The following is a 24,717-nucleotide window of genomic DNA, read 5'->3' as shown; positions in this document are numbered from 1 at the left end:
GGGGTAAGAAAGGGTCAGGGCAGCAAACCGCTCACGGCGCGTCTGCCAGCTCCCTGCCCCCGCCCGCGCACGGGAGGGGGAGATAGTTACGCTATACGGTAGAACCGGTTAACAGCGCTTATTTCACTGCGGTTGATGAGCCATCTTTGTGCCATTTGAACACGCCGAACTCGAACCCTTTCAGATCGCCTTTCTGATCCCAGCTCAGGTCGCCCATTACGGTCGGCACCGGCGCGCCCGCTTTCAGGTTTTTTGCAATCTCATCGGGCTCATCGCTTTTGCTGCGCTCAATGCCCGCCACCAGCGACTGAATTGCGGCATAGGTGGTCCAGACAAACGGGCCGGTCGGATCTTTGCGGTTTGAAGCGCTGTTGCCCTTAATGGCATCAACGATCGCTTTGTTCTCCGGCAGCTGGTCATAACGCTTTGGCAACGTAACGTACAGGCCTTCTGACGCATCGCCAGCAATGTTGGAGAGTGAGGCGTTACCCACGCCCTCGGGTCCCATAAAGCCCGCTTTCAGGCCGGCCGTTTTTGCCTGGCGCAGGATCTGCCCCAGCTCCGGGTAGTAGCCGCCGTAGTAAACAAAATCGACGTTCTCTTTCTTCAGGCGGGCAATCAGCGTGGAGAAATCTTTATCGCCGGCGGTGATGCCCTCAAACAGCACCACGTTACCACCTTTGGCCTTCAGGGTTTTCTGCACGGACTCCGCCAGACCCTGACCGTACTGCTGCTTGTCATGCACGACGGCAATACGCTTCGGCTTGATCTGCTCCAGAATATAGGTTGCTGCCGTCGGGCCCTGATCGGAATCGAGGCCGGTGGTACGCATAACGTCAGCATAGCCACGCGCGGTCAGCTCAGGAGCAGTGGCGGCCGGCGTAATCATCAGAATGCCTTCATCGTTATAGATGTCAGATGCAGGCTGCGTAGAAGAGGAGCAGAGATGGCCGATAACATATTTAATGCCGTCGTTAACCACTTTGTTCGCTACCGCAACTGCCTGTTTCGGGTCACACGCGTCGTCATACTCCACGCCAACCAGTTTGTCGCCGTTTACGCCGCCTTTGGCATTAATATCTTTGATCGCCTGCGCTGCACCCGTGAACTGCATATCACCATATTGCGCGACCGGGCCGGTTGCTGCACCTACGATAGCGATTTTGATATCGGCAGCCAGCGCGGCATGGCTCATTGCCAGTGCAACGCAGCCCGCCAGTAACGCGCGTCCTTTACTCATCTTCATGCGTACTTCCCCATCTGTTATGTCGTGTCTGTTGTGATTGGTTTTATTTCAGCCAGTGAAAGAGGAAACTGATTCAGATAGAAGGAGTTAGCGCTCTTATCTGGCTTTTTTTGTTAAAACAGCTTTATTTTCAGGTTATTAAACAGGAATTTTCTGCTGTAAATCAACTGACATATTCAGTAATGAGCGGCCTGAACAGCATAATACTCTGGAGGTTATGGCCGTAATTTGCGCACCAGGGTAGCGCGTTATGCTGGCTTATTCGGCAATCGTTGCGGGCTTACTCCACAATCCTGGCAAAGTGTCTGCCATTTGACCTGTTTTTATCGCAAAAAAGTGACAGCGCTCTGACTGTATAAATTCGCTACACTATGCCCTTTCTGCCAGTACAGGTACGGGTTATGAAACTCACTATTCAGCGTATCGTTTCACTTACGCCGCAGGATCGCATCGACCTCGCTAAAATCTGGCCGCAGCAGGATATTGCGCAGCTGGAAAACACACTAAGTGATACGCAGCGGCTCTATGCCGCGCGGTTTAACGATCGGCTGCTGGGCGCGCTGCAGCTGGAAATCCGTGGTACCCACGGCAAAATCACGCACTTTGAAGTCCGTGAGGCTACGCGCCGGCGCGGCGTCGGGCGTTACTTACTGGAGGAGACACTGGCGCAGAATGGTTCGCAGGATCACTGGTGGATTGCGGATGATGGCTATGCTGACCAGGGGATTCGGGCAGCGTTTATGCAGGCGTGTGGCTTCCGCGCGCAGGCAGACGGCTGGGTAAAAGTGGCAGAGTAGCGTTGCGCGGCCGGATGGCGGACATAAAAAAGGGCAACCCTGAGGTTGCCCTTATTACCGTCTGCGAACTGTCAGGCTTCAATCGCCATGCGCAGCTTTTTCATCGCATTCTTTTCCAGCTGACGCACGCGCTCCGCTGAGACGCCATAGCGGTCGGCCAGCTCCTGCAGCGTGGTTTTATTGTCATCATCCAGCCAGCGGGCACGAATGATATGCTGACTGCGTTCATCCAGGCTGAGCATCGCATCACTCAGCTTATCCGCTGCGTGGGCGTCCCAGTTATCCTCTTCGATACCGTCAGCGAAATCTGACGTTTTATCCTGCAGGTAGAGCACGGGAGCCATTGGCTTGCCGTCGCCCGCTTCATCGTCAGAGGACATATCAAAGGTCATGTCCTGTGCCGCCATACGCGACTCCATCTCCAGCACATCCTTCGTGCTGACGCCGAGTTCACGCGCCACCATGTCGACTTCATCCTGATTAAACCAGCCCAGACGCTGCTTGGTTTTACGCAGGTTAAAGAACAGCTTACGCTGCGCTTTGGTGGTGGCGACTTTGACAATGCGCCAGTTACGCAGCACATATTCGTGGATCTCTGCTTTGATCCAGTGCACTGCGAATGAAACCAGACGCACGCCGACTTCCGGATTAAAACGGCGCACCGCTTTCATCAGGCCGATGTTGCCTTCCTGAATCAGATCCGCCTGTGGCAGACCATAACCTGCATAGTTACGTGCGATGTGAACAACAAAGCGCAGGTGTGACAGGATCAGCGTTTTCGCTGCATCCAGATCGCCCTGGTAATGCAGCCGCTCAGCCAGTGCTTTTTCCTCTTCTGCCGTCAATACCGGCCAGTTGTTGGCAGCCCGAACGTAAGATTCCAGGTTGCCCAGAGGAGCAATCGCTAAAGTTTGCATTTCTTTGGTCATTCAAACCCTCACAAATTCAATGGAGTTGCTGCGCGTGTCCTTACGCAAACGCTACAGTATGTCAACGTCAGGCGAAAACCAACAGCAATCTGTGCTAATTAGACGCCAGGGTTATCCACAAGTTCAATTATAGCAGTGAATATTTTACACACAGGTGACAGCGGGGAAAATCGGAGCATTCCTCTGCGCCCGCATCGCTGGCAGCAGAGGAAGAGTATATCAAAAAATCGTTGCCATGGGTTACTGCGGCGTAAATCGGCGTAAATGTTGCACAGTGGCAAGCCATGCAGCAATCCAGCCAATAATGGCGGCAATCAGCAGCAGCAGCAGGCCCTCATCCCATGCAAAACCTTCCAGCGTAAAGGCGGTGCCAAATACCGACGCGACCTGCGCCACCACCGACTGCAGTCGCAGCACCAGTACTTCAGAGAGCACCAGCGACAGTAGCGCACCGGCAAAACCGAGCAACGCACCGCCATAGAGGAACGGCCGCAGGATAAAGCCATCCGTTGCGCCAATCAGCTTCTGGACGTTGATGGTGTCGCGCCGGGCAAAGATGCTGAGCCGGACGCTGTTACCAATCACCAGGAACACTGCCACAATCATCAGCAGACCGATCATGGAGGCCACCTGCCCGACCAGGCCGGTCAGCGCTGCCAGACGGGCAAACCAGCTGTCATCCATCCGTACTTCATCCACGCCCTGCACTTTTGCCACGCGATCGCGCAGGCTTGCCATGGTGTCAGAGTTCTGGAAATTAAGCTTCGGCGTGATAATGGCCACCGCCGGCAGCGGATTCTGCTCCAGCAGATCCATCGCGCCGCCAAAACCAGACCAGTTGCGAAACTCACTCTGCGCTTCGTCACGCGTCAGGTAGTTCACACTGTCGACACCTTCCAGCTGCTTAAGCTGTGCGGTGACGTTTTCTGCCGCAGTGTCGTCCAGCGTCTTGTCGAGATAGACCGTTAGCTGCGGCGCCGGATACCACTGGGTGGCCGCCTGGCTGACGTTTTTCCACACCATGTAACAGACGCTGGGCAGCGTCAGTGAAATCGCGATAACCATAACGGTTAGCAGCGTTGCCAGCGGCTGGCGCCACATATCGGACAGGGTACCGCGCAGGGCGTAGCGCCACTGCTCCTGCCAGCCACCTTTCAGCGCTTTGCGCTTTGACGGCGTTTTAGGCTGCTTTGCCGCTCTGGCCGCCGCCGGGCGCTTGTTGCGTTTATTGACCATCGTGGCCTCCGTGCAGACGTCCCTGATTCAGCGTCATCACGCGGTAGTTACGCCGCGCGATTAGCCCCAGATCGTGGGTTGCCATCAGTACCGTTACCCCGACCCGGTTAAACTCTTCAAACAGGCGCAGGATATCTTCTGACAGCGCATTATCGAGGTTACCGGTGGGTTCATCTGCCAGCAGGACGGCGGGTTTATTAACCACCGCGCGCGCAATACCCACGCGCTGCTGTTCACCGCCGGAGAGCTGAATCGGGTAACTTTTCGCTTTGTCGAGCAGGCCGACTTTATCCAGTGCCGCTGAAACACGACGGCGGATATCTTCGCCGCTGGCGCCGGAAATAATCAGCGGGATAGCCACATTGTCATAGACAGAGCGATCCATCAGCAGATGGTGATCCTGGAAAATCATGCCAATCTGGCGCCGCAGAAACGGCACTTCGCTGTGACGCAGGCGGGAGATATCGTGCCCGCTGAACCAGATCTGTCCGGCGCTCGGACGCTCAATGCCGCAAATCAGCTTCAGCAGGGTACTTTTACCCGCGCCGGAGTGTCCGGTCAGGAAGGACATCTCGCCGGGACGCAGATGAAAATCAACGCCCTGCAGCGCCTGGCGCCCTCCCAGATAAGCCTTACTGACTTCTTCAAAGCGAATCATGCCAATCATTCCTCTCGGGCAAACAGTGCCTCAATAAAGTCTTCGGCCTTGAATGGCCGTAAATCTTCGATGCCTTCTCCGACACCGATATAGCGAATAGGAATGCCGAACTGATCGGCAATGGAGAAGATAACGCCCCCTTTCGCCGTGCCGTCCAGTTTGGTCAGGGCGATACCTGTCAGCCCTACCGCTTCATTAAACAGTTTTGCCTGGCTGACCGCATTCTGTCCGGTGCTGGCATCCAACGTCAGCATCACTTCATGCGGCGCATCCTCATCCAGCTTCTTCATCACGCGGGTGATTTTTTTCAGCTCTTCCATCAGGTGCGATTTGTTCTGCAGGCGACCGGCTGTATCGGCAATTAACACATCCACATTGCGCGACTTCGCCGCCTGAATAGCATCGAAAATCACCGAGGCGGAATCCGCACCGGTATGCTGTGCCACAACCGGAATATGATTGCGCTCGCCCCACACCTGCAGCTGCTCGACCGCCGCGGCACGGAAGGTATCGCCGGCAGCCAGCATCACCGATTTGCCTTCCGCCTGATACTGACGCGCCAGTTTACCGATAGTGGTGGTTTTGCCGACGCCGTTTACGCCCACCATCAGGATCACAAACGGCGTTTTGCCACTGACATCCAGCGGCGCATCGACTTTATTGAGAATGCCGGCCATTTCCGCTTTCAGCAGCCCATAGAGCGCTTCAGCATCGCGCAGCTGTTTGCGGCTTGCCTGCTGAGTCAGGCTGGTAATAATCCGGCGAGTGGTTTCCACGCCCACATCCGCAATCAGCAGCTGCTCTTCCAGCTCGTCAAACAGGTCGTCATCAATCTTTTTACCGCGAAACAGGCTGATAAAACCGGAGCCAAGGTTGGTGCGCGTTTTAACCAGGCTGCGCTTGAGGCGCGCAAAAAAGCCCTCTTTGGTCGGGCGCTCCTGCTCCTGCGCCACAATGGGCGCTGCCGCCAGCGGAAGATCGCTTACGGTGTCTGCAGAGTCTGCAGCGGCGTCTTCAGCGTAGGTCTCCGCCAGCGCCAGTGCCTCCAGCTCTTCATCGCTGAGCGGCGCATCCTCATCAGCCAGAGATTCCGCTTCCGCCAGCTGGCTTTCATCGCCGGGCAGAACCGGCTCCGGCGCGACGGCGGCTGTCAGCGGTGGCTCCTCCGCAACGGCCGCCGGCATCTCTTCCGGCAGCGGCGCCAGCTCAGGCTCCTCTTCCGGTACAATCTCTTCATCGGCCGGCAGCGGGGTCAGCTCAGGCTCCTCTTCCGGCAGGATCTCTTCATTGACCGGCAGCGGCGCCAGCTCAGGCTCCTCTTCCGGCAGGATCTCCTCCGGCTGAGCGGTGATGATGGCCTCTTCAGAGGGCAGCGCATGCGGGGCTGCCTGCTCTGCCGCGGCCTGCTCTTTCGCCAGTTGCTCCGTCAGCGCAACGGTTTCTGCTGCCTGCGCTTCGGCACGCTCTGACGCACTCTCTTCAGCGGCAGCGGGCTGAACCTCCTCTGCAGGCTGCTCTTTTACCTGCTCTTCAGCCGGGGCGGGTGCCTGCTCTTCCTTGCCAAATCCCAGCCAGGAAAAAAAGCCGCGTTTTTTCTCTTTTGCCATTGTGTAACTACACTCCTCGATGGCTTATTCCCGGTAGCACGCTGTCCCCGGGGGATATAAATTCAGTTTTTTAACTTTCTGCGGCGTAAAATCAGCGAATTACGCACGCTTGTATCGTTCAATAGTCTAACACTTTCCGGCCAGCGCACCACAGCACCCTTTTTTACGTTTCTTCTGCCTGTCGCGCCCGTTAAACTACGCAACAAATTATGACGAGTTGTGAGCAAAATGAGTAAATCATCCCGCAGCAGCGGCGGCGCTGGCCAGATCCGCATCATCGGCGGCCAGTGGCGCGGCCGTAAACTTCCGGTGCCGGATAGCGCAGGCCTGCGTCCCACGACCGATCGCGTACGTGAAACCCTCTTTAACTGGCTGGCGCCTCATCTTGCGCAGGCGCGCTGCCTCGACTGCTTCGCCGGCAGCGGCGCGCTGGGTCTCGAAGCGCTGTCGCGCTATGCAGATTCAGTCACGCTGCTGGAGCTGGAGCGCAGCGTAGCGCAGCAGCTGGCGCGCAACGTCGACACGCTGCGCGCCACGCAGGCGACGGTGGTGCAGACCAGCGCGCTGCAGTGGCTGGCTCAGCCTGGCGAAGCTTTTGATATCGTATTTGTCGATCCGCCCTTTCGCAAAGGGCTGCTGGCGGAGACGCTGGCGCTGCTGGAGCGTAATCAGTGGCTGAGCGCAGACGCGCTGATTTACGTGGAAAGTGAAGTGGAACAGGGGGCGCCTGACGTGCCCGCCAGCTGGCAGCTTTACCGGGAAAAGATCGCCGGTCAGGTCGCCTATCGACTCTATCAACGCCAACAGGAGGCGCACGATGTGGCTTAATCTGGGACGGTTACTGATGATTTGCGTCTGGGCTTTTCTGCTGCTTAACCTGGTGCACCCTTTCCCCACACCGCTGCGCTATTTTGTGCATGTCGCCCTGTTTTTCATGGTGATTATGCATGGACTGCAGCTGGTGCTGCTGCGCGCCACCCAGCCTAAAGAGGCGCCGAAGCTGAGCGGCGCCACACAGGCTAAGATTTTCTTTTTCGGTGTATTTGAGCTGCTCGCCTGGCAGAAAAAGCACTATCCGAAGATGTGATCCGGTGCTAACCGGGGCACCTTTACCGGCGCTCCGGTTTCAGCGCGCGGGGGTAAAGCTGACAAAGCGGCTGCCCTGCATCTTCAGCTCGCCTTTTACGCCTTTGTCCATCTGGTGGTAATCGCTGGCGCTGACCGCGGTTTTAATGTCGCTCGCCCCGTTCAGCGGATGAAACCAGGCTTCATATTTCATCTCTTCACCGGCAATCTCTTCGCGCTGACGCGAACGGCGATTCGGTGCCGGATACTCACGCTTGGTTTTTACCTGTACAGTCAGCGATCGTACCGGTGAGGCGTCGTTAACCGCAGCTTCCCGCCGTTGCTTGATAAACTGCCGGGTCGCCAGAATGGCGATAATCGCCAGGACGATAAAAAAGATTAGCGGTGGTTTGCTCATGTTTTTGCTCGCACTTCACTTCATTTGATCATTTAAAAAGAAGCTAAAGCATACAACCAGAGTTGCCCGATTGTCACATTTGCCAGCGGTAACTTAAACTCAGAGAGAGTCTGGGATATTTCAACAGTGTGGACATCTCGTCTACAAAAGGGAGAAAAAATGCTTTGGTCTTTCCTTGCAGTACTTTTTTCCGGCTGGCTCTATGTGGATGCCTCCTATCGCGGTCCGCAGTGGCAACGCTGGCTGTTTAAACCTGTTACCCTGCTGCTGCTGGTTGCCTGGGCCTGGCAGGCACCTGCCGTAAACACCACTGACTATCTGATCCTTGCCGGACTGATTGCCACGCTGGCAGGCGATGCGCTGATGCTGCTGCCCCGGCAGCAAATGCTTTATGCGCTGGGCGCGTTTTTCCTTTCGCATCTGCTCTACACCATCAGTTTTACCGCCCATATGACCATGAGCTTCTACTGGCCCATTCCGCTAACGTTTCTGATTATCGGCGTTGCGGTCATTGCGCTGCTCTGGACGCGGCTGGAGGAGCTGCGCTGGCCTATCTGTACCCTGATTGGCATGACGCTGGTGATGAACTGGATGGCGGCTGAAAACTACTTTTTCCGTCCGACTGACTACAGCTTCTCGCTGCTGATTGGTGCGGGCCTGCTGCTGCTGGCCAATATTATCTGGTTTATCACCCACTATCGCCGCCGCTTCAGCGCTGACAGCGCCATTGTCGCCGCCTGCTATTTTGCCGGTCATTTTATGATTGTGCGTTCACTCTGGCTCTCCTGATAAACCGGCCATTCCGGGCTTGACTCTGGAGCTGACTCCAGAGTGTAGCCTTCAGTAACGGGCAGCTGCCCGTTACTGATACCGGAGGCTTCATGCATCAACAGATTTCCCCCTGCGGCTGTGACCGGCCGGGCAGCAAACTGCAGCCACACGCTGCCGTGCGTCCCCTGCCCGCGGCCCGCTTCACCCGTCTGACCACGCCCGCCAGCACCGCCTGCTGTGCCGGAAGCGCGACGTCAGCTGACGCGGATGCAAACAGAGACTCTGCCAGCGTGCAGCCTGCACTGCGCTGGCGAATCACCGGGATGGACTGCCCGGGCTGCGCACGCACTATCGAAACCGCCGTACAAAAGCTGCCGCAGGTCATGCAGGCGCGCGTGATTTTTGCCAGTGAAAAGCTGGAAGTCTGCGCTCCCGCCGCCATGCAGACTGCCATAGAACAGGCGGTAAAACAGGCGGGCTTCAGGCTGCACGCCGCTGATGCCCCCGCTCTCCCGCCTGCGGCTTCACACTGGCGCGATCGCGCTGCGCTGCTGCTGCTGGCACTGCTGATGCTGACGAGCTGGCTGATAAGTCAGCAGTCACCGATCTGGGGCGATCGCCTGTTTGTCGCGACCGCGCTGGCCGGTCTCCTGCCGGTCGCGCACAGCGCCTGGCAGCGGATCCGCAGCGGCTCGCCTTTCTCAATCGAAACGCTGATGACGGCGGCTGCAGCTGGCGCACTGGTAACGGGCGCTCATGCCGAAGCTGCGATGGTGCTGCTGCTGTTTTTAATCGGTGAGCGGCTTGAGGCCTGGGCCGCAGCGCAGGCGCGGCGCGGTGTGACCGCCCTGATGGCGCTGCGTCCGGAGCGTGCAACACGGCTGCAGGGCGCGCAGCGCGTTACGGTCCCGCTGGCGGCGCTGCAGCCGGGCGACATTATTGAAGTTGCCGCCGGCGGCCGCCTGCCGGTTGATGGCGAGCTGCTGCAGTCCAGCGCCAGCTTTGATGAAAGCGCATTGACCGGTGAGTCCCTGCCGGTGAGCCATCAGCCCGGCGATCGGCTGATGGCGGGCGCCACCAGCGTTGATCGGCTGGTGCAGATAAAAGTGACCTCCCTGCCGGGAGAGAGCGCTATCGATCGTATTCTGCAGCTGATTGATGAAGCGGAAAGCCATCGCGCACCGGCAGAACGCTTTATCGATCGCTTCAGCCGCATCTATACGCCGGCCATTATGCTGCTGGCGCTACTGGTGATAGTGATCCCGCCGCTCTCTGGCCTGGGAGAGTGGCAGCCGTGGATCTATAAAGGGCTGACGCTGCTGCTGATTGGCTGCCCCTGCGCGCTGGTGATCTCAACGCCGGCGGCGGTGACTTCAGCGCTGGCCTCCGCCGCGCGTCAGGGCGTGCTGCTCAAAGGCGGCGCCGCGCTGGAGCAGCTGAGCCGCGTGCAGGTTATCGCCTTCGACAAAACCGGCACGCTGACCCTGGGTAAACCGCAGGTTACGGCGATCCACGCTTTTGGTCAAACTGACGAAGCGGCGCTGCTGCGCCTCGCGGCGGCGGCAGAGCGCGGGTCCGGGCACCCGCTGGCGCAGGCGATTGTCGCAGAAGCTGCGAAACGGCAGCTGACTCTGCCGGAAGCGCAACAGCAGCAGACGCTGGCGGGCAGCGGCATTCGCGCGAGCATCGACGGCGTTCCTTATCAGCTGCTGACACCGCGTGCCGCGCCGGGATTAAGCGAGCAGCAGCGGCAGCGGGTGATGGAGTACGAGCGCGAGGGCAACACGGTGGTGATCCTGCTGCAGGCAGATCGGCCGCTGGGGCTGCTGGCGCTGCAGGATCGGCTGCGTGAAGAGGCTGCGGCGGCTATCGATCAGCTCAGAGCCGCGGGGATCGCCAGCGTCATGCTGACCGGTGATAACCCGCGTGCGGCCGCCGCCATAGCGGCAGAACTTAATATTGAATATCGGGCGGGTTTGCTGCCGGCAGACAAAGTCAGTGCCGTACGCGCGCTGAGCCAGCAGCAGCCGCTGGCGATGGTGGGTGACGGCATTAATGATGCGCCAGCGATGAAAGCGGCGGCTATCGGGATTGCTATGGGCAGCGGCACTGACGTGGCGCTGGAAACGGCTGACGCTGCGCTGACGCAGAATCGCCTGACCCTTCTGCCGCAGACTGTTGCGCTGGCGCGGCGCGCCCGCGCCATCGTACTGCAGAATATTACGCTGGCGCTGGGGCTGAAGGCGCTGTTTCTGCTCACGACGCTGTTCGGCTTAACCGGCTTGTGGCTGGCGGTGCTGGCCGATTCGGGTGCTACGGCGCTGGTGACCGCAAACGCTCTGCGTCTGCTGCGCCAGCCCCCCGTCAGGCCTCCGCGCCTTTCCTGATCAGATACTGGTACGGCAGCGCTTCCGTCTGCTGTGCCAGTAAATCGTGATCCATAAAGCGGCAGAAACCGGGGATATCGCGCGTGGTCGCCGGATCGTCGGCAATAATCAGCAGCGTTTCACCCGCCTGCATTGTGCGTACCGTCTTGCGTACCATCATCACGGGTTCAGGGCAGCGCAGGCCCAGCGCATCCAGCGTATGGTCGGGTGCGGAGAAAGGATCGCTCATGATTCTCTTATCGGTCAGTAACAGGGATGCTCATTCTAGCTCGCCATTTCCGCAGCGCAAGGCGACAACGATTGCGTTAAAATTAACCGTTGCATAAATTGCGCAACGGGTTAAGATGCCGTCCGATTTTTCAATACCGTTGCTTAGTCCCCAAAATCCTTCGCCTTTTGGCACGCGCAGTCAGCGCAGCAAAAATGCGAACGATGAAGGGATGGGTTCCCTCACCCCATTGTTTAAAAAGGCTCACTATGATCGCTTTTTCTGCGCGTCAGCGCATGCACGCCCTTTTCTGGCTGTCGCTGTTTCATCTGCTGGTGATCACCTCCAGCAATTATCTGGTTCAGCTGCCGGTCGCTATTTTCGGTTTTCATACCACCTGGGGTGCGTTCAGCTTTCCCTTTATTTTTCTCGCAACCGACCTGACCGTGCGTATTTTCGGCGCTCCGCTTGCGCGGCGCATTATTCTCGCAGTGATGATCCCGGCGCTGTTTATCTCCTACGCTATTTCCTGCCTCTTTTATCAGGGGGCATGGCAGGGCTGGGCGTCGCTGCAGCAGGTCAATCTCTTTGTCGCCCGTATCGCCTGCGCCAGCTTTATGGCCTATGCGCTGGGTCAGATCCTCGACGTTCACGTCTTTAACCGTCTGCGCCAGCTGCCGCAGTGGTGGATAGCGCCAGCCTGCGCCATGTTTCTCGGCAACGTCAGCGATACGCTGGCCTTTTTCTTTATCGCTTTTTATAAGAGCCAGGATCCCTTCATGGCAGCGCACTGGGTCGAGATTGCGCTGGTGGACTACAGCTTCAAAGTGCTGATCTGCCTGATCTTCTTCCTGCCCGCCTACGGCCTGCTGCTGAATGCCGCCCTGAAGCGCATGGCGGAACGGCATCAGGCGCGCCAGATCAATTTCGGCTAATGTGCCATAGACGAAATGGCGCGGTGCGCTAAGATTTCCTGACACATCGGCGGTTGCTTTTGACCGCCGATTCCGTTTGTATAAGCCAGACTGGAATTGTAAAAGGGAACAGAATGCGCAACGTAGTGAAGTATGCAGGTATCGGCCTGCTGGTGCTGGGCCTGGCGGCGTGCGATCAGAAAAAAGAGGATACCGCTGACAACAGCGGCACCAGCGTCAGCCAGTCCGCTCAGACGGTAAATCTGATGGAAGGGAAACTGAGCTTTACGCTGCCTGCAGGCATGTCTGATAAGAGCGGTAAACTCGGCTCTGAATCCACCAATATGCACGTCTACGCTAATGAAACCGGCCAGCGCGCCATTATTGTGATCGCCGGCGACCCGACCAGTGACTCACTTGAGACGCTCTCAAAACGTCTGGAGCAGCAGCAGCGCAATCGCGATCCGCAGCTGCAGGTGGTGTCGAATAAAGCGGTAACGCTGAAAGACCAGCCGGCACAGCAGCTGGATACGGTGATTTCCGCTAACAATCAGACATCGTGGTCAACGGTAGTGCTGGCAAAAGTCGATAACCAGCTTTTGACGCTGCAGATCACCCTGCCGGCGGAGAATCAGCAGCAGGCGCAGAGCGATGCAGACAGCATTGTGAAGAGCATTACGCTGAAGTAAGCCGTTACCCGATGCGCATTGATGCGCACCGGGCCATATTTTCCAGGGTCGCCATTCATGGCGACCTTTTTTATAACCTTACCGGCGAAATATGCCAGATCTCATCCGCATACTCCTGAATGGTACGATCTGACGAGAAGTAGCCCATACCGGCGATATTCAGCGCTGCACGGCGCTGCCACTCATCCGGCTGCCGGTAAAGCTTATCCACTTTATCCTGCGTATCCACATAGCTGCGGTAATCCGCCAGCAGCTGATAGTGGTCACCAAAGTTCACCAGCGCATCAAACAGGTTACGATAACGTCCCGGCTCCTGCGGGCTGAACACGCCGGTGGCAATCTGCGTCAGCACCTGATGCAGCTCAGCATCTTCCTCAAAGTATTTGCGTGGGTTGTAGCCCTCTTTGCGCAGCTGCTCAACCTGCGGAGTGGTGTTACCGAAGATAAAGATATTCTCTGCGCCCACGTGCTCGCGCATCTCCACGTTTGCCCCATCCAGCGTGCCGATGGTCAGCGCGCCGTTTAGCGCAAACTTCATGTTGCTGGTGCCGGAGGCCTCGGTACCCGCCGTGGAGATCTGCTCGGAAAGATCGGCTGCCGGAATGATGATCTGCGCGAGGCTGACGCCGTAGTTAGGGATAAACACCACTTTCAGCTTGTTCTTTACCTGCGGATCGTTGTTGATCACGTCAGCCACATCATTGATCAGATGAATAATATGTTTTGCCACGTAGTAGGCCGAGGCGGCTTTGCCGGCAAAAATATTTACGCGTGGCACCCAGCTGGCATCGGGATCGGCTTTGATCCGGTTATAGCGGGTGATCACATGCAGCACGTTAAGCAGCTGCCGTTTATATTCGTGAATACGCTTGATCTGTACATCGAACAGCGCGTGCGGATTGAGCACGATATCCATATTTTTGGCGACCCATGCCGCCAGCCGCTGCTTGTTGGCAAATTTGGCATCGGCAACCTGACGAATAAACGCCGGATAGTCGATATGCGGCTGCAGCTCGCTGAGCTGTGACAGATCGGTACGCCAGTTGCGACCAATGGTTTCATCCAGCACGCCGGAGAGTGCCGGATTCGCCAGCGCCAGCCAGCGACGCGGCGTCACACCGTTTGTCTTGTTGCAGAAACGTCCCGGAAAAAGCCGGGCAAAGTCGGCAAACAGCGACTGCACCATCAGATTGGAGTGCAGCTCAGAGACGCCGTTTACTTTGTGACTGACCACCACCGCCAGCCACGCCATACGGATGCGGCGGCCATCATTCTCATCGATAATCGAGATGCGCGACATCAGATCCCAGTCGTCGGGATAGTGCTCCTGAATCGTCTTCAGGAAGTAGTCGTTGATCTCAAAAATAATGCTCAGGTGACGCGGCAAAATTTTGCCGATCATATCCACCGGCCAGGTCTCCAGCGCCTCGCTCATCAGCGTATGGTTGGTATAGGAGAAGATCTGACAGGTGACTTCAAATGCGTCATCCCAGCTGAATTTATACTCATCAATCAGCAGCCGCATCAGCTCCGGGATCGCCAGAACCGGATGCGTGTCGTTCAGGTGGATAGCGACTTTGTCAGCAAGGTTGTCCCAGGTTTCATGCATTTTCCAGTGGCGATGCAGAATATCCTGCACCGTCGAGGAGACAAGGAAGTACTCCTGACGCAGCCGCAGCTCGCGTCCTGAGTAGGTTGAATCATCCGGATAGAGAACGCGTGAGACGTTCTCGGAGTGATTTTTGTCCTCGACGGCCGCAAAGTAGTCGCCCTGGTTAAACTTGCCGAGATTGATCTCATTGCTCGCCTGCGCACCCCACAGCCGCAGGGTATTGGTGGCATCGGTATCAAAACCGGGAATGATTTGATCGTACGCCATCGCGACGATCTCTTCCGTTTCAATCCAGCGGACGCGCGCGCCCTCATGCTGCAGACGACCGCCGAAACGCACTTTATAGCGGGTATTATGGCGCTGAAACTCCCACGGATTGCCATACTCCAGCCAGTAGTCCGGCGACTCACGCTGCTGGCCGTCAACAATGTTCTGCCGGAACATACCGTAGTCATAGCGGATGCCGTAACCGCGTCCCGGCAGGCCTAACGTTGCCAGCGAATCTAAAAAGCAGGCGGCCAGACGACCAAGGCCGCCGTTGCCGAGTCCGGGATCGTTCTCCTCTTCCATCAGTTCGCTGAGATTGAGTCCCATCTCATCCAGCGCCTGATTGAGATCGTCATAAATGCCCATCGCCAGCAGCGCATTGCCCAGCGTGCGACCCATCAGGAACTCCATCGACAGGTAGTAAACCTGACGCACGTCCTGCGACAGCTGCGCACGGCTGGAACGCAGCCAGCGCTCCACCATACGGTCGCGCACCGCGAGCAGCGAGGCGTTCAGCCACTCATGCTTATTCGCGATTGAAGGATCTTTGCCAATCGTAAACATCAGCTTATAGGCGATTGAGTGCTTCAGCGCTTCAACCGTCAGCGTGGGTGAGGCGTAGGTGAAAGGTGCATTCATATCCGGACTCCCAATCTCTCAATTACAGCATACGTTGATAAAGATCGCGGTAGGCCTGCGCAGCCACCTGCCAGCTGAAATCCATCGCCATGGCCTGGCGCTGAACATAGCGCCACAGTGAAGGCCGTGACCAGAGTACAAAGGCGCGGCGAATAGCCCGCAGCAGTGACCAGGCGTTGCTGTCTTCAAAACTGAAGCCGCTGGCGACGCCATCCGCCAGGTTCTCCAGAGAGCTATCCTGTACGGTATCAGCCAGGCCACCGGTACGACGCACCAGCGGCAGCGTGCCATATTTCAGGCCATAGAGCTGCGTCAGCCCGCAGGGTTCAAAGCGGCTGGGAACCATAATCACATCGGCACCGCCAACAATGCGGTGTGAGAACGCTTCGTGATAGCCAATCTGTACGCCCACGCTGCCAGGATGCTCCGCCGCGGCTGCAAGAAAACCCTGCTGCAGTTCGGCGTCGCCCTGACCCAGCAGGACCAGCTGCCCGCCCTGTGCCAGCAGACCCGGCAGCGCTTCCAGCACCAGATCGAGCCCTTTCTGTTTTGTCAGCCGGCTGATGACGCAGAAAACCGGCACTTTATCATCGACCTTCAGTCCCATAGCGATCTGCAGCTGACGTTTGTTTTCCGCTTTGCTTTCCAGGGTTTCACGGTCATAACGGGCGGTCAGCAGCAGGTCATGAGCCGGATCCCAGATGCCCGGATCCACGCCGTTGAGAATGCCGCTCAGGCGACCTTCACGCAAACGCTGCTCCAGCAGCGCTTCCATGCCATAGCCAAACTCCGGGCGGGTGATCTCCAGCGCATAGGTCGGACTGACTGCCGTGATGTGATCGGCAAAGAACAGGCCAGCCTTGAGGTAGGAGATCTGGCCGTAAAACTCCAGGCCATGCATGCCAAAATATTCCCGCGGGATCTGAATCTCATCCAGATGCCGGGCATTAAACAGCCCCTGGTAGGCAAGGTTGTGCACGGTAAAGACCGTTTTAGCCGGATTACCGCGCGCGGCGATATAGGCGCAGGTCAGACCGGCATGCCAGTCATGCGCATGCACAATCTGCGGACGCCACAGGCCATCTACTCCGCTGGCCAGCTCGGCGCCCATCCAGCCCAGCAGTGCGAAACGCAGATAGTTGTCTACGTATGCGAACTGCGACGTGTCGTGGTAGGGGCTGCCGGGACGGTCATACAGTCCTGGCGCATCAATCAGATAAATACCGACACCGTTGTACTGCCCGAACAGCAGGCGCACGGGCCCGGCAAAAGTTTGCAGCTCCGCCACCACGTCAGTATCAGGAATTCCTTTACGCAGATCCGGAAACGCCGGGATCAGTACCCGCGTATCCGTACCATCGGCTATTTGCGCCTGCGGTAATGCGCCGACGACATCAGCCAGCCCGCCCGTTTTCAGCAGCGGAAAAAGCTCTGAACAGACATGTAAAACCTGCATCCTGAACCCCTATTATGTTATCGCGCGCGTTCCACGCGGCGGTTTTTTTGTATGCTTGTCGCCACTCACTGACCCGCGGTGGCCAGCCTGGCCAGCATGGCGCGCGTCACCAGTACGATGCCCTCTTCCGATCGGTAAAAACGCCGGCTGTCTTCATCCGGATTCTCTCCAATCACCATGCCCTCCGGGATTGCGCAGGCACGGTCAATTACACAGCGGCGAAGCCGGCACGAACGGCCTACCACAACATCCGGTAGCAGCACCGCTGAATCAATATTGCAAAATGAGTTTACGCGCACGCGCGGAAACAGCACTGAATTCACGACTACGGAGCCGGAAATAATACAGCCGCCCGATACCAGCGAGTTCATGGTCATGCCATGACTGCCGGATCTATCCTGCACAAATTTAGCCGGCGGCAGTGGCTCCATATGGGTCCGGATGGGCCATTCATGGTCATACATATCCAGCTCTGGCGTCACGGATGCCAGATCGAGATTCGCACGCCAGTAGGCCTCCAGCGTACCTACATCACGCCAGTAGGGTTCTGCATTCTCATCGTTCTGCACGCAGGAGAGCGTGAATGAATGTGCATACGCCTCACCGCTCGCCACAATTTTTGGCAGCAGATCTTTGCCAAAGTCGTGGCTGGAGTTCTCTGCCAGCAAATCTTCTTCCAGTAACTGATAAAGATAGTCGGCATTGAAAACATAGATACCCATACTTGCCAGCGCTTTATCTGCGTCGCCAGGCATAGCGGGAGGCGTCGCGGGTTTTTCAACAAAATCGACCACGTTGTTTTCAGCATCTACCGCCATCACGCCAAAGGCGGTCGCTTCCGCCAGCGGAACCGGCAGACAGGCAATAGTGCACTTCGCGCCGCGTTCAGCGTGGTCGAGCAGCATACGCGAGTAGTCCATTTTGTAGATGTGATCGCCGGCAAGGATCACGATGTACTGCGCGTTATAGCGCCGGATAATGTCGAGGTTCTGCGTCACCGCATCGGCAGTGCCGCGATACCAGTACTCCGTCGCGGCGCGCTGCTGAGCAGGCAGCAAATCGACAAACTCATTCATCTCTTCGTTAAACAGTGACCAGCCGCGCTGAATATGCTGCGTCAGCGTATGCGACTGATACTGAGTAATGACGCCGATGCGCCGGATGCCTGAGTTGATGCAGTTGGAAAGGGCAAAGTCGATGATACGAAACTTGCCGCCAAAGTGAACGGCAGGCTTCGCGCGTTTTGCGGTCAGATCTTTCAGACGCGTACCGCGTCCGCCAGCAAGGATCAGGGCAACTGTCTGGGTAGGGAGCTGGCGCGCCAGCATCAGAGGATCGTTTCTGTCTAACTTCACCATGTCTGACTCCTTATGATTGCTTTAGGAACACACACACGCCGCGTGCGGGCCCGTGCCAGACAGTTGTCAAAATGGGATTATCTTCCCCGGCGAAAGGAGGTATGGCATGCCATTCTCCGTCTGGTAAGGCTAGGTCACTGATTGCATCTGTTGCATTTATTGTTATCAGCCAGCGGTCCGACAGCAGGATTTGCATCTGATGCGCACCCCGCTCCCACTCTTCTGGTTCCAGTGGTTTGCCGCTGGCATTGAACCACTGCACCTGACCATCCCCCTCCTGCCACCAGCAGTCTGCCGTCAGCGCCGGAATGCGCTGGCGCAGCTGGATCAGTGCCGCAGTAAAGTCGACCAGTCCTTCATCACCCTGCTGCCAGTTGAGCCACGTCAGCAGGTTATTCTGACAGTAGGCGTTGTTATTGCCGTACTGGCTCTGGCCGCGCTCATCGCCCGCCAGCAGCATCGGCGTGCCCTGCGCCAGCAGCAGCGTGGTCAGCAGCGCATGCGCGCTGTGCCGCCGCCGCTGCAGGACATCCGGATTCGCTTTCAGCCCTTCATGCCCGTGGTTATGGCTGAAGTTATCACTGCTGCCGTCGCGGTTATCCTCGCCGTTAGCCTGATTATGTTTATGGTTATAGCTCACCAGGTCGCGCAGCGTGAAGCCATCATGCGCGGTAATAAAATTAATGCTGGCGTGCGGCCGGCGCTCTGCCTGCTGAAACAGATCGGCTGAGGCGGCAAACCGACGCGCCAGCTCGCCGTTGTTCAGTTCGCCATGCAGCCAGTAGCGGCGTGCAGCGTCGCGAAAATGGTCGTTCCATTCGGCAAAGCCTGGCGGAAACCGGCCCACCTGATAGCCGTTTTCGCCAATATCCCACGGCTCAGCAATCAGCTTGACCTGTGACAGAACCGGACAGGCGCGAATCGCCGCCAGCAGCGGTGCTTCAGCGCAAAAGTCCGGCGTACGTGCCAGCACGCTGGCGAGATCAAAGCGAAAGCCATCAACGTGACAGTGCTGTACCCAGTAGCGCAGCGCTTCCAGCGCCCACGCTACCACCTGCGGATCGCTGAGATTCAGCGTGTTGCCGCAGCCGGTCCAGTTCTGATAGTTCCCCTGCTCATCAAGCCAGTAGTAGCTGGCGTTATCCACTCCGCGCAGCGACAGCGTCGGGCCAATCTCTTCCAGCTCTGCGGAGTGGTTAAATACCACATCCAGGATCACTTCAATCCCCGCTGCATGCAGCGTTTTCACCGCCTGCTGAAACTCCTGCAGCGCCGTGACGCCCGCTTCTCCTGACGCATAATCCGGGTGTACCGCCCAGAGCGCATAGGGGTTGTAGCCCCAGTAGTTTTGCAGCCCTGTCCGCTGCAGCCGCGGCTCGCTGGCAAACGCCGCCACCGGCAGCAGCTCCAGCGCGGTAATGCCGAGGTGACGCAGGTACTTCACCATAGCAGGGTGGCCGAGCGCCGCATACGTCCCGCGCAGCGTTTCAGGAATTTCCGGGTGCAGCTGCGTCAGACCGCGCACGTGCGCTTCGTAAATGACCGTTTTGCCCCAGGGCGTACGCAGTGGCCGATCGTCTTCCCAGTCAAAGTCTTCAGCGATAACCAGCGATTTGGGCATACAGCCGGCGCTGTCCTGACTGTCAGGCTGCGCGATGCCGCCATACAGCGCGGCGTCATCCGCCACGCTGCCGGTGACGGCTTTAGCGCAGGGGTCCACCAGCAGTTTAGCCGGATTAAAACGGTGTCCCCGCTGCGGATCCCACGGGCCATAAACGCGATAGCCGTAGCGCTGGCCCGGCTTCAGCCCGGCGATATAGCCGTGCCAGATATCGCCGCTGCGGGCGGGCAGCGTCAGGCGCTGCTCCTCTCCTTCACGGCTGAACAGGCAGAGCTCCACCTTCTCTGCGTGACGCGAGAAGAGCGTGAAGTTGACGCCGCGTCCATCATAGCGGGCCCCGTGCGGCGCAGGCTGGCCCGCTTCGATCATCAGTCCGCCTCCCGCACCAGCCAGATGGTCGACAGCGGTGGCAGGGTCAGACTCAGCGACTGCGCGCGGCCGTGGCTGGCAATTTCGTCGGTGCGGGCAATGCTGTGGTTGCGCACGTCGCTGCCGTGATAGTCGTGCTGATCGGTATTCAGCACTTCGCGCCAGCTGCCCGCCTGATTAACGCCAAAACGGTAATCCTGGCGCGTAACCGGCGTAAAGTTGCTGGCAACAATGATCTCATTGCCTTCGCGGTCGCGGCGTACAAAGACAAACACCGAGTTATCGTGGTCATCCACTACCAGCCACTCAAAGCCCTGCGGATCAAAGTCGAGCTGATAAAGTGGCGCATAGTGGCGATAGGTGTGGTTGAGATCGCGTACCAGACGCTGCACGCCGTGATGCCAGTTGTCATCGCCTTCCAGCAGGTGCCAGTCGAGGCTGACGTCATGGTTCCACTCGCGCCCCTGAGCAAACTCATTGCCCATAAACTGCAGCTTTTTACCCGGAAACGCCCACATCCAGCCGTAGTAGGCGCGCAGGTTAGCGAACTTCTGCCAGGCGTCACCCGGCATGCGATCGAGAATAGAGCGCTTGCCGTGCACCACTTCGTCATGGGAGAGCGGCAGCACGAAGTTTTCGCTATAGTTGTAGGCCATGCCAAATGTCATCAGATTGTGATGATAGCGGCGATGTACCGGGTCGAGCTTCATGTAGTCGAGGGTGTCGTGCATCCAGCCCAGGTTCCACTTAAACCAGAAGCCCAGCCCTTCGTTCTCGCCCGGACGCGTGACGCCGGGGAAGTCAGTTGACTCTTCCGCCACGGTGATGCTGCCAGGCACCGCCGTGCCCAGCGTCTGGTTGGTATGACGCAGAAACGCAATCGCTTCCAGATTTTCGCGCCCGCCCAGATGATTCGGGATCCACTCGCCCGCTTTACGGCTGTAGTCGCGGTAGATCATTGAAGCCACCGCATCCACGCGCAGGCCGTCAATGCCAAACCGCTCCAGCCAGTAAAGCGCGTTACCGGAGAGATAGTTGCTGACTTCACGCCGGCCAAAGTTATAGATCAGCGTATTCCAGTCCTGATGGTACCCTTCGCGCGGATCGCTGTGCTCATAGAGTTCGGTGCCGTCAAATTTCGCCAGTCCGAAGTCGTCATCAGGGAAATGGCCCGGTACCCAGTCCAGCAGTACGTTGATGCCCGCTTCATGTGCCGCTGCAACAAACTGACGGAACTCATCGCGCGTGCCGAAGCGCCGCGTCGGCGCATACATGCCCAGCGGCTGATAACCCCAGCTGCCGTCAAACGGATGCTCATTAATCGGCAGCAGCTCAATATGGGTAAAGCCCATCTCTTTGACATAAGGGATAAGCTGCTCAGCCAGCTCTTTGTAGCTCAGCCAGAAGTTGTTATCGGTGTGGCGTCGCCATGAGCCGAGGTGCACCTCATAAATAGAGATGGGTTGATCAAAACCGTTCGCCGCTTTGCGCGCTGGCTGCATCTCAACCTTCGGCGGCAGGCCGCAGATCATTGATGCTGTCTGCGGGCGCATCTGCGCTTCAAACGCAAACGGGTCAGCTTTGATACGCATCTGCCCGTGTAAATCGATAATCTCATATTTATAGAGCTGTCCGTTTACCGCACCCGGCACAAACAGCTCCCAGATACCGAGTTCGCGCCGGAAGCGCATTGGATGACGGCGGCCGTCCCAGAAGTTGAAATCCCCGACCACAGAGACGCGCCGGGCATTCGGTGCCCATACGGCAAAGCGCGTGCCGCTGACGCCATCAATGGTCGCGCCGTGCGCCCCCAGGGTTTCATATGGACGCTGGTGCGTGCCTTCAGCCAGCAGCCAGGCGTCCATATCGGCCAGCAGCGGGCCAAAACGGTAGGCGTCATCAATCAGATTCTGCTGACCATGCCAGTTCACCGCCAGCTGATAGCGAAACATGTTTTTGCGGCGCGGAATCACTCCGCTGAAAAAGCCGCGTGAGTCCAGACACTTCAGCTGACCACATTTGCGGCCGGTTTTGGTTTCAATCACCCAGACTTCAGACGCATCCGGCAGCAGCGCGCGGACCTCAAGGCCCTGAACGGTCTGGTGCATTCCCAGGACAGAAAAGGGGTCGGCGTAATCCCCGGCAAAGAGCGCATTGATCGCATCGCGATCGGGAAACTCTGACATGACTTTCTTCCTATGATTTTGTGCAGGCGACCGCAGAGGCAGCTGTGCCGCTGTAAGTGCGCTGCTTTTCATTGAGTCATACGTACGCTGGCAAGAGAGGCCACCCTCCATGGGAAAATTCGTTGCCAGGTACCACTACTAATTCGCTTACAAAGTACAACCTGTTAACAATCGGTACTTCTCAGTTAAATCATAGCTTGGGGTTGGCAGAAGCCAGGGAGGAACATGAAAAATTGTTATCAGAAAAACAAAAAAGGGAAGCCGATCACTCGCTGGCGGCAATTTGCCTTATGTTTTGCCCGTCAGCTGATTAAAAAAAAGCCGGGAAAACCCCGGCCTGTCTGATGTCGCTGCGCTTAGTCGATAAGCAGACGCAGCATGCGACGCAGCGGTTCTGCGGCACCCCACAGCAGCTGATCGCCAACGGTGAAAGCGGAAAGATACTCCGGTCCCATGTTGAGTTTGCGCAGGCGGCCAACCGGCGTGGTCAGGCGACCGGTAACCGCGGCGGGCGTCAGCTCGCGCATCGTGATCTCGCGATCGTTTGGCACCACTTTTACCCACTCGTTATGCGCCGCGAGCAGCTGCTCAATCTCTGCCAGCGGCAGATCTTTTTTCAGCTTCAGCGTAAACGCCTGGCTGTGGCAGCGCAGCGCACCCACGCGCACGCAGAGGCCGTCGACCGGAATGATGTTGCCGGTGTTGAGAATCTTGTTGGTTTCGGCCTGCCCTTTCCACTCTTCGCGGCTCTGGCCATTGTCGAGCTGCTTGTCGATCCAGGGAATCAGGCTGCCCGCCAGCGGCACGCCAAAGTTATCCGTCGGCAGCGTGCCGGAACGGGTAAAATCAGTCACGCTGCGCTCAATCTCCAGAATAGCGGAAGCGGGATCCTGCAGCGCCGGTGCGACATGATCGTGCAGCATACCCATCTGCGTCAGCAGTTCGCGCATATGACGCGCGCCGCCGCCGGACGCCGCCTGGTAAGTCGCCACCGAAGCCCACTCCACCAGATCGTTCGCAAACAGGCCGCCCAGCGACATCAGCATCAGGCTGACGGTGCAGTTGCCACCGACGAAAGTTTTGATGCCGTTGTTCAGGCCGTCGCGAATAACCTGATGGTTGACCGGATCGAGAATAATGATGGCGTCATCTTTCATGCGCAGCGTAGAAGCTGCATCAATCCAGTAGCCCTGCCAGCCGCTCTCGCGCAGCTTTGGATAGACTTCACTGGTATAGTCGCCGCCCTGGCAGGTAATAATGATGTCGAGCGCTTTCAGCGCGTCGATATCAAACGCATCCTGCAGCGCACCGGTTGACTTACCGCCAAACGCGGGCGCAGCCTGACCCAGCTGCGACGTAGAGAAGAACACCGGATTGATCACGTCAAAATCGCGCTCTTCGCTCATTCGTGACATCAGCACAGAGCCGACCATGCCACGCCAACCAATAAAACCTACATTCTTCATTTTCTGTCCGTCTCAGGAGCTCGGGCCGAGGCCTGTATAGTGCATGTATCAGGCCCGGCGCATAAGGTGCGCGAGCCTGCGTAATATTCAGGTTTACCTGCGACCTTCAACTCTACAAAATGCTGCACTTCTGGCAAGTGAATTAATTCGATTACATCTGTTTTTTCAGCAACAGAGCTAATAATAGTGAACACCAACAGAAAGGAGTGGTTTACCGCCCATGACTGAAATGATATCTGCGACCGTGCTGCTGCTGCTGATCATGGATCCTCTCGGCAACCTGCCTATTTTTATGTCGGTGCTGAAACATCTGGAACCCAGACGCCGTCGCGTGGTGCTGATGCGCGAAATGCTGATTGCGCTCGGTCTGATGCTGCTGTTTCTGTTTGCCGGTGAACGCATTCTGATGTTCCTGAATCTGCGCACCGAAACGGTCTCTATTTCCGGCGGCATTATTCTGTTCCTGATCGCGATTCGCATGATTTTTCCCTCCGGCGACACCGGCAGCAGCGGCCTGCCGGCCGGCGAGGAGCCGTTTCTGGTGCCGCTGGCCATCCCGCTGGTCGCGGGTCCCTCACTGCTCGCCACGCTGATGCTGCTGTCGCACCAGTATCCGCATCAGATGAGCCATCTGGTCGGCGCGCTGCTGATCGCCTGGGGGGCTACGGTTATCATTCTGCTGCTGTCGGGACTGTTTCTGCGCCTGCTGGGCGACAAGGGCGTTAACGCGCTTGAGCGGCTAATGGGGCTGATCCTGATTATGCTGGCGACGCAGATGTTTCTGGATGGGATCCGTGCGTATCTGAAGCTGTAACCGC

General features: G+C 57.7%; 21 protein-coding genes. 8 read left to right on the top strand and 13 right to left on the bottom strand.

Going from position 1 to position 24,717, the window contains the following annotated elements; genetic code table 11:
• Window positions 1-118 precede the first annotated feature (118 nt).
• On the bottom strand, window positions 119-1,246 hold the full coding sequence (locus tag AC2CF9_RS15120; protein ID WP_484557366.1) for a branched-chain amino acid ABC transporter substrate-binding protein: 1,128 nt from the start codon (window positions 1,244-1,246) through the stop codon (window positions 119-121).
• A gap of 401 nt (window positions 1,247-1,647) precedes the next feature.
• Here AC2CF9_RS15120 and panM point away from each other — a divergent pair, with 401 nt between their 5' ends.
• On the top strand, window positions 1,648-2,043 hold the full coding sequence (panM, locus tag AC2CF9_RS15115) for an aspartate 1-decarboxylase autocleavage activator PanM (protein ID WP_150018653.1): 396 nt from the start codon (window positions 1,648-1,650) through the stop codon (window positions 2,041-2,043).
• Window positions 2,044-2,114: 71 nt separating this feature from the next.
• On the opposite strand, the gene rpoH is transcribed toward panM, so the two are convergent.
• The 4 genes from rpoH to ftsY form a co-directional block, all read right to left on the bottom strand.
• On the bottom strand, window positions 2,115-2,972 hold the full coding sequence (gene rpoH / locus AC2CF9_RS15110; protein WP_039381911.1) for an RNA polymerase sigma factor RpoH: 858 nt from the start codon (window positions 2,970-2,972) through the stop codon (window positions 2,115-2,117).
• A gap of 240 nt (window positions 2,973-3,212) precedes the next feature.
• Window positions 3,213-4,208: a permease-like cell division protein FtsX gene (gene ftsX, locus AC2CF9_RS15105; RefSeq protein ID WP_484557365.1), complete on the bottom strand. Its 996-nt coding sequence runs from the start codon at window positions 4,206-4,208 to the stop codon at window positions 3,213-3,215.
• Window positions 4,198-4,866, bottom strand: coding sequence for a cell division ATP-binding protein FtsE (gene ftsE, locus AC2CF9_RS15100; protein WP_065650521.1), 669 nt, complete (start codon window positions 4,864-4,866; stop codon window positions 4,198-4,200). The genes ftsX and ftsE overlap by 11 nt, the downstream gene beginning before the upstream one ends.
• A 5-nt stretch (window positions 4,867-4,871) precedes the next feature.
• Window positions 4,872-6,473, bottom strand: coding sequence for a signal recognition particle-docking protein FtsY (gene ftsY / locus AC2CF9_RS15095; protein WP_484557364.1), 1,602 nt, complete (start codon window positions 6,471-6,473; stop codon window positions 4,872-4,874).
• Between the two features lie 228 nt (window positions 6,474-6,701).
• Here ftsY and rsmD point away from each other — a divergent pair, with 228 nt between their 5' ends.
• Together rsmD and AC2CF9_RS15085 are read left to right on the top strand one after the other, a co-directional pair.
• Window positions 6,702-7,301 carry a 16S rRNA (guanine(966)-N(2))-methyltransferase gene (gene rsmD / locus AC2CF9_RS15090; RefSeq protein WP_484557363.1) on the top strand — a complete coding sequence of 200 codons (600 nt, stop codon included), beginning with the start codon at window positions 6,702-6,704 and terminating at the stop codon, window positions 7,299-7,301.
• A complete protein-coding gene (locus tag AC2CF9_RS15085) occupies window positions 7,291-7,560 on the top strand; it encodes a DUF1145 family protein (RefSeq protein WP_039331733.1) in 270 nt (89 codons plus the stop codon). The genes rsmD and AC2CF9_RS15085 overlap by 11 nt, the downstream gene beginning before the upstream one ends.
• Window positions 7,561-7,599: 39 nt before the next feature.
• Here AC2CF9_RS15085 and AC2CF9_RS15080 read toward each other — a convergent pair whose 3' ends face one another.
• Window positions 7,600-7,956 carry a DUF2500 domain-containing protein gene (locus tag AC2CF9_RS15080; RefSeq protein ID WP_039381903.1) on the bottom strand — a complete coding sequence of 119 codons (357 nt, stop codon included), beginning with the start codon at window positions 7,954-7,956 and terminating at the stop codon, window positions 7,600-7,602.
• A gap of 159 nt (window positions 7,957-8,115) precedes the next feature.
• On the opposite strand from AC2CF9_RS15080, the gene AC2CF9_RS15075 reads away from it, so the two are divergent.
• Together AC2CF9_RS15075 and AC2CF9_RS15070 are read left to right on the top strand one after the other, a co-directional pair.
• Window positions 8,116-8,745: a lysoplasmalogenase gene (locus tag AC2CF9_RS15075; RefSeq protein WP_484557362.1), complete on the top strand. Its 630-nt coding sequence runs from the start codon at window positions 8,116-8,118 to the stop codon at window positions 8,743-8,745.
• Between the two features lie 92 nt (window positions 8,746-8,837).
• On the top strand, window positions 8,838-11,114 hold the full coding sequence (locus tag AC2CF9_RS15070; RefSeq protein WP_484557361.1) for a zinc/cadmium/mercury/lead-transporting ATPase: 2,277 nt from the start codon (window positions 8,838-8,840) through the stop codon (window positions 11,112-11,114).
• Here AC2CF9_RS15070 and tusA read toward each other — a convergent pair.
• Window positions 11,092-11,343: a sulfurtransferase TusA gene (tusA, locus tag AC2CF9_RS15065; RefSeq protein WP_039381895.1), complete on the bottom strand. Its 252-nt coding sequence runs from the start codon at window positions 11,341-11,343 to the stop codon at window positions 11,092-11,094. The two genes, AC2CF9_RS15070 and tusA, sit on opposite strands and share 23 nt — an antisense overlap.
• 248 nt (window positions 11,344-11,591) lie before the next feature.
• Between tusA and AC2CF9_RS15060 the strand changes: the two genes are divergently transcribed.
• Window positions 11,592-12,257 carry a 7-cyano-7-deazaguanine/7-aminomethyl-7-deazaguanine transporter gene (locus AC2CF9_RS15060; protein WP_039381893.1) on the top strand — a complete coding sequence of 222 codons (666 nt, stop codon included), beginning with the start codon at window positions 11,592-11,594 and terminating at the stop codon, window positions 12,255-12,257.
• A 113-nt stretch (window positions 12,258-12,370) separates the two neighbouring features.
• Window positions 12,371-12,925, top strand: coding sequence for a DcrB family lipoprotein (locus AC2CF9_RS15055; RefSeq protein ID WP_484557360.1), 555 nt, complete (start codon window positions 12,371-12,373; stop codon window positions 12,923-12,925).
• 70 nt (window positions 12,926-12,995) lie between these two features.
• Here AC2CF9_RS15055 and glgP read toward each other — a convergent pair whose 3' ends face one another.
• The 6 genes from glgP to asd all read right to left on the bottom strand — a co-directional run bounded on the left by glgP (window position 12,996) and on the right by asd (window position 23,899).
• A complete protein-coding gene (glgP, locus tag AC2CF9_RS15050) occupies window positions 12,996-15,443 on the bottom strand; it encodes a glycogen phosphorylase (RefSeq protein ID WP_150018661.1) in 2,448 nt (815 codons plus the stop codon).
• Window positions 15,444-15,465: 22 nt separating this feature from the next.
• On the bottom strand, window positions 15,466-16,899 hold the full coding sequence (gene glgA, locus AC2CF9_RS15045; protein WP_094112166.1) for a glycogen synthase GlgA: 1,434 nt from the start codon (window positions 16,897-16,899) through the stop codon (window positions 15,466-15,468).
• Window positions 16,900-16,964: 65 nt separating this feature from the next.
• Window positions 16,965-18,257, bottom strand: coding sequence for a glucose-1-phosphate adenylyltransferase (gene glgC, locus AC2CF9_RS15040; protein WP_150018662.1), 1,293 nt, complete (start codon window positions 18,255-18,257; stop codon window positions 16,965-16,967).
• Window positions 18,258-18,267: 10 nt separating this feature from the next.
• Window positions 18,268-20,247 (bottom strand): glycogen debranching protein GlgX, encoded by a 1,980-nt coding sequence (gene glgX, locus AC2CF9_RS15035; protein WP_484557359.1) that lies wholly within the window; start codon window positions 20,245-20,247, stop codon window positions 18,268-18,270.
• Window positions 20,247-22,433, bottom strand: a complete 2,187-nt coding sequence (gene glgB, locus AC2CF9_RS15030; protein WP_150018664.1) for a 1,4-alpha-glucan branching enzyme — start codon at window positions 22,431-22,433, stop codon at window positions 20,247-20,249. Before glgB ends, glgX begins: the two co-directional genes overlap by 1 nt.
• Before the next feature lie 356 nt (window positions 22,434-22,789).
• Complete coding sequence (gene asd / locus AC2CF9_RS15025) at window positions 22,790-23,899, bottom strand: aspartate-semialdehyde dehydrogenase (protein WP_071668465.1); 1,110 nt, start codon at window positions 23,897-23,899, stop codon at window positions 22,790-22,792.
• A gap of 220 nt (window positions 23,900-24,119) precedes the next feature.
• On the opposite strand from asd, the gene AC2CF9_RS15020 reads away from it, so the two are divergent.
• Window positions 24,120-24,713, top strand: coding sequence for a YhgN family NAAT transporter (locus AC2CF9_RS15020; RefSeq protein WP_039381881.1), 594 nt, complete (start codon window positions 24,120-24,122; stop codon window positions 24,711-24,713).
• Window positions 24,714-24,717 lie beyond the last annotated feature (4 nt).

The sequence above is a fragment of the Pantoea sp. SYBGC1 genome (assembly GCF_057197005.1).
This window is presented reverse-complemented; position numbering and strand designations above follow the sequence as displayed.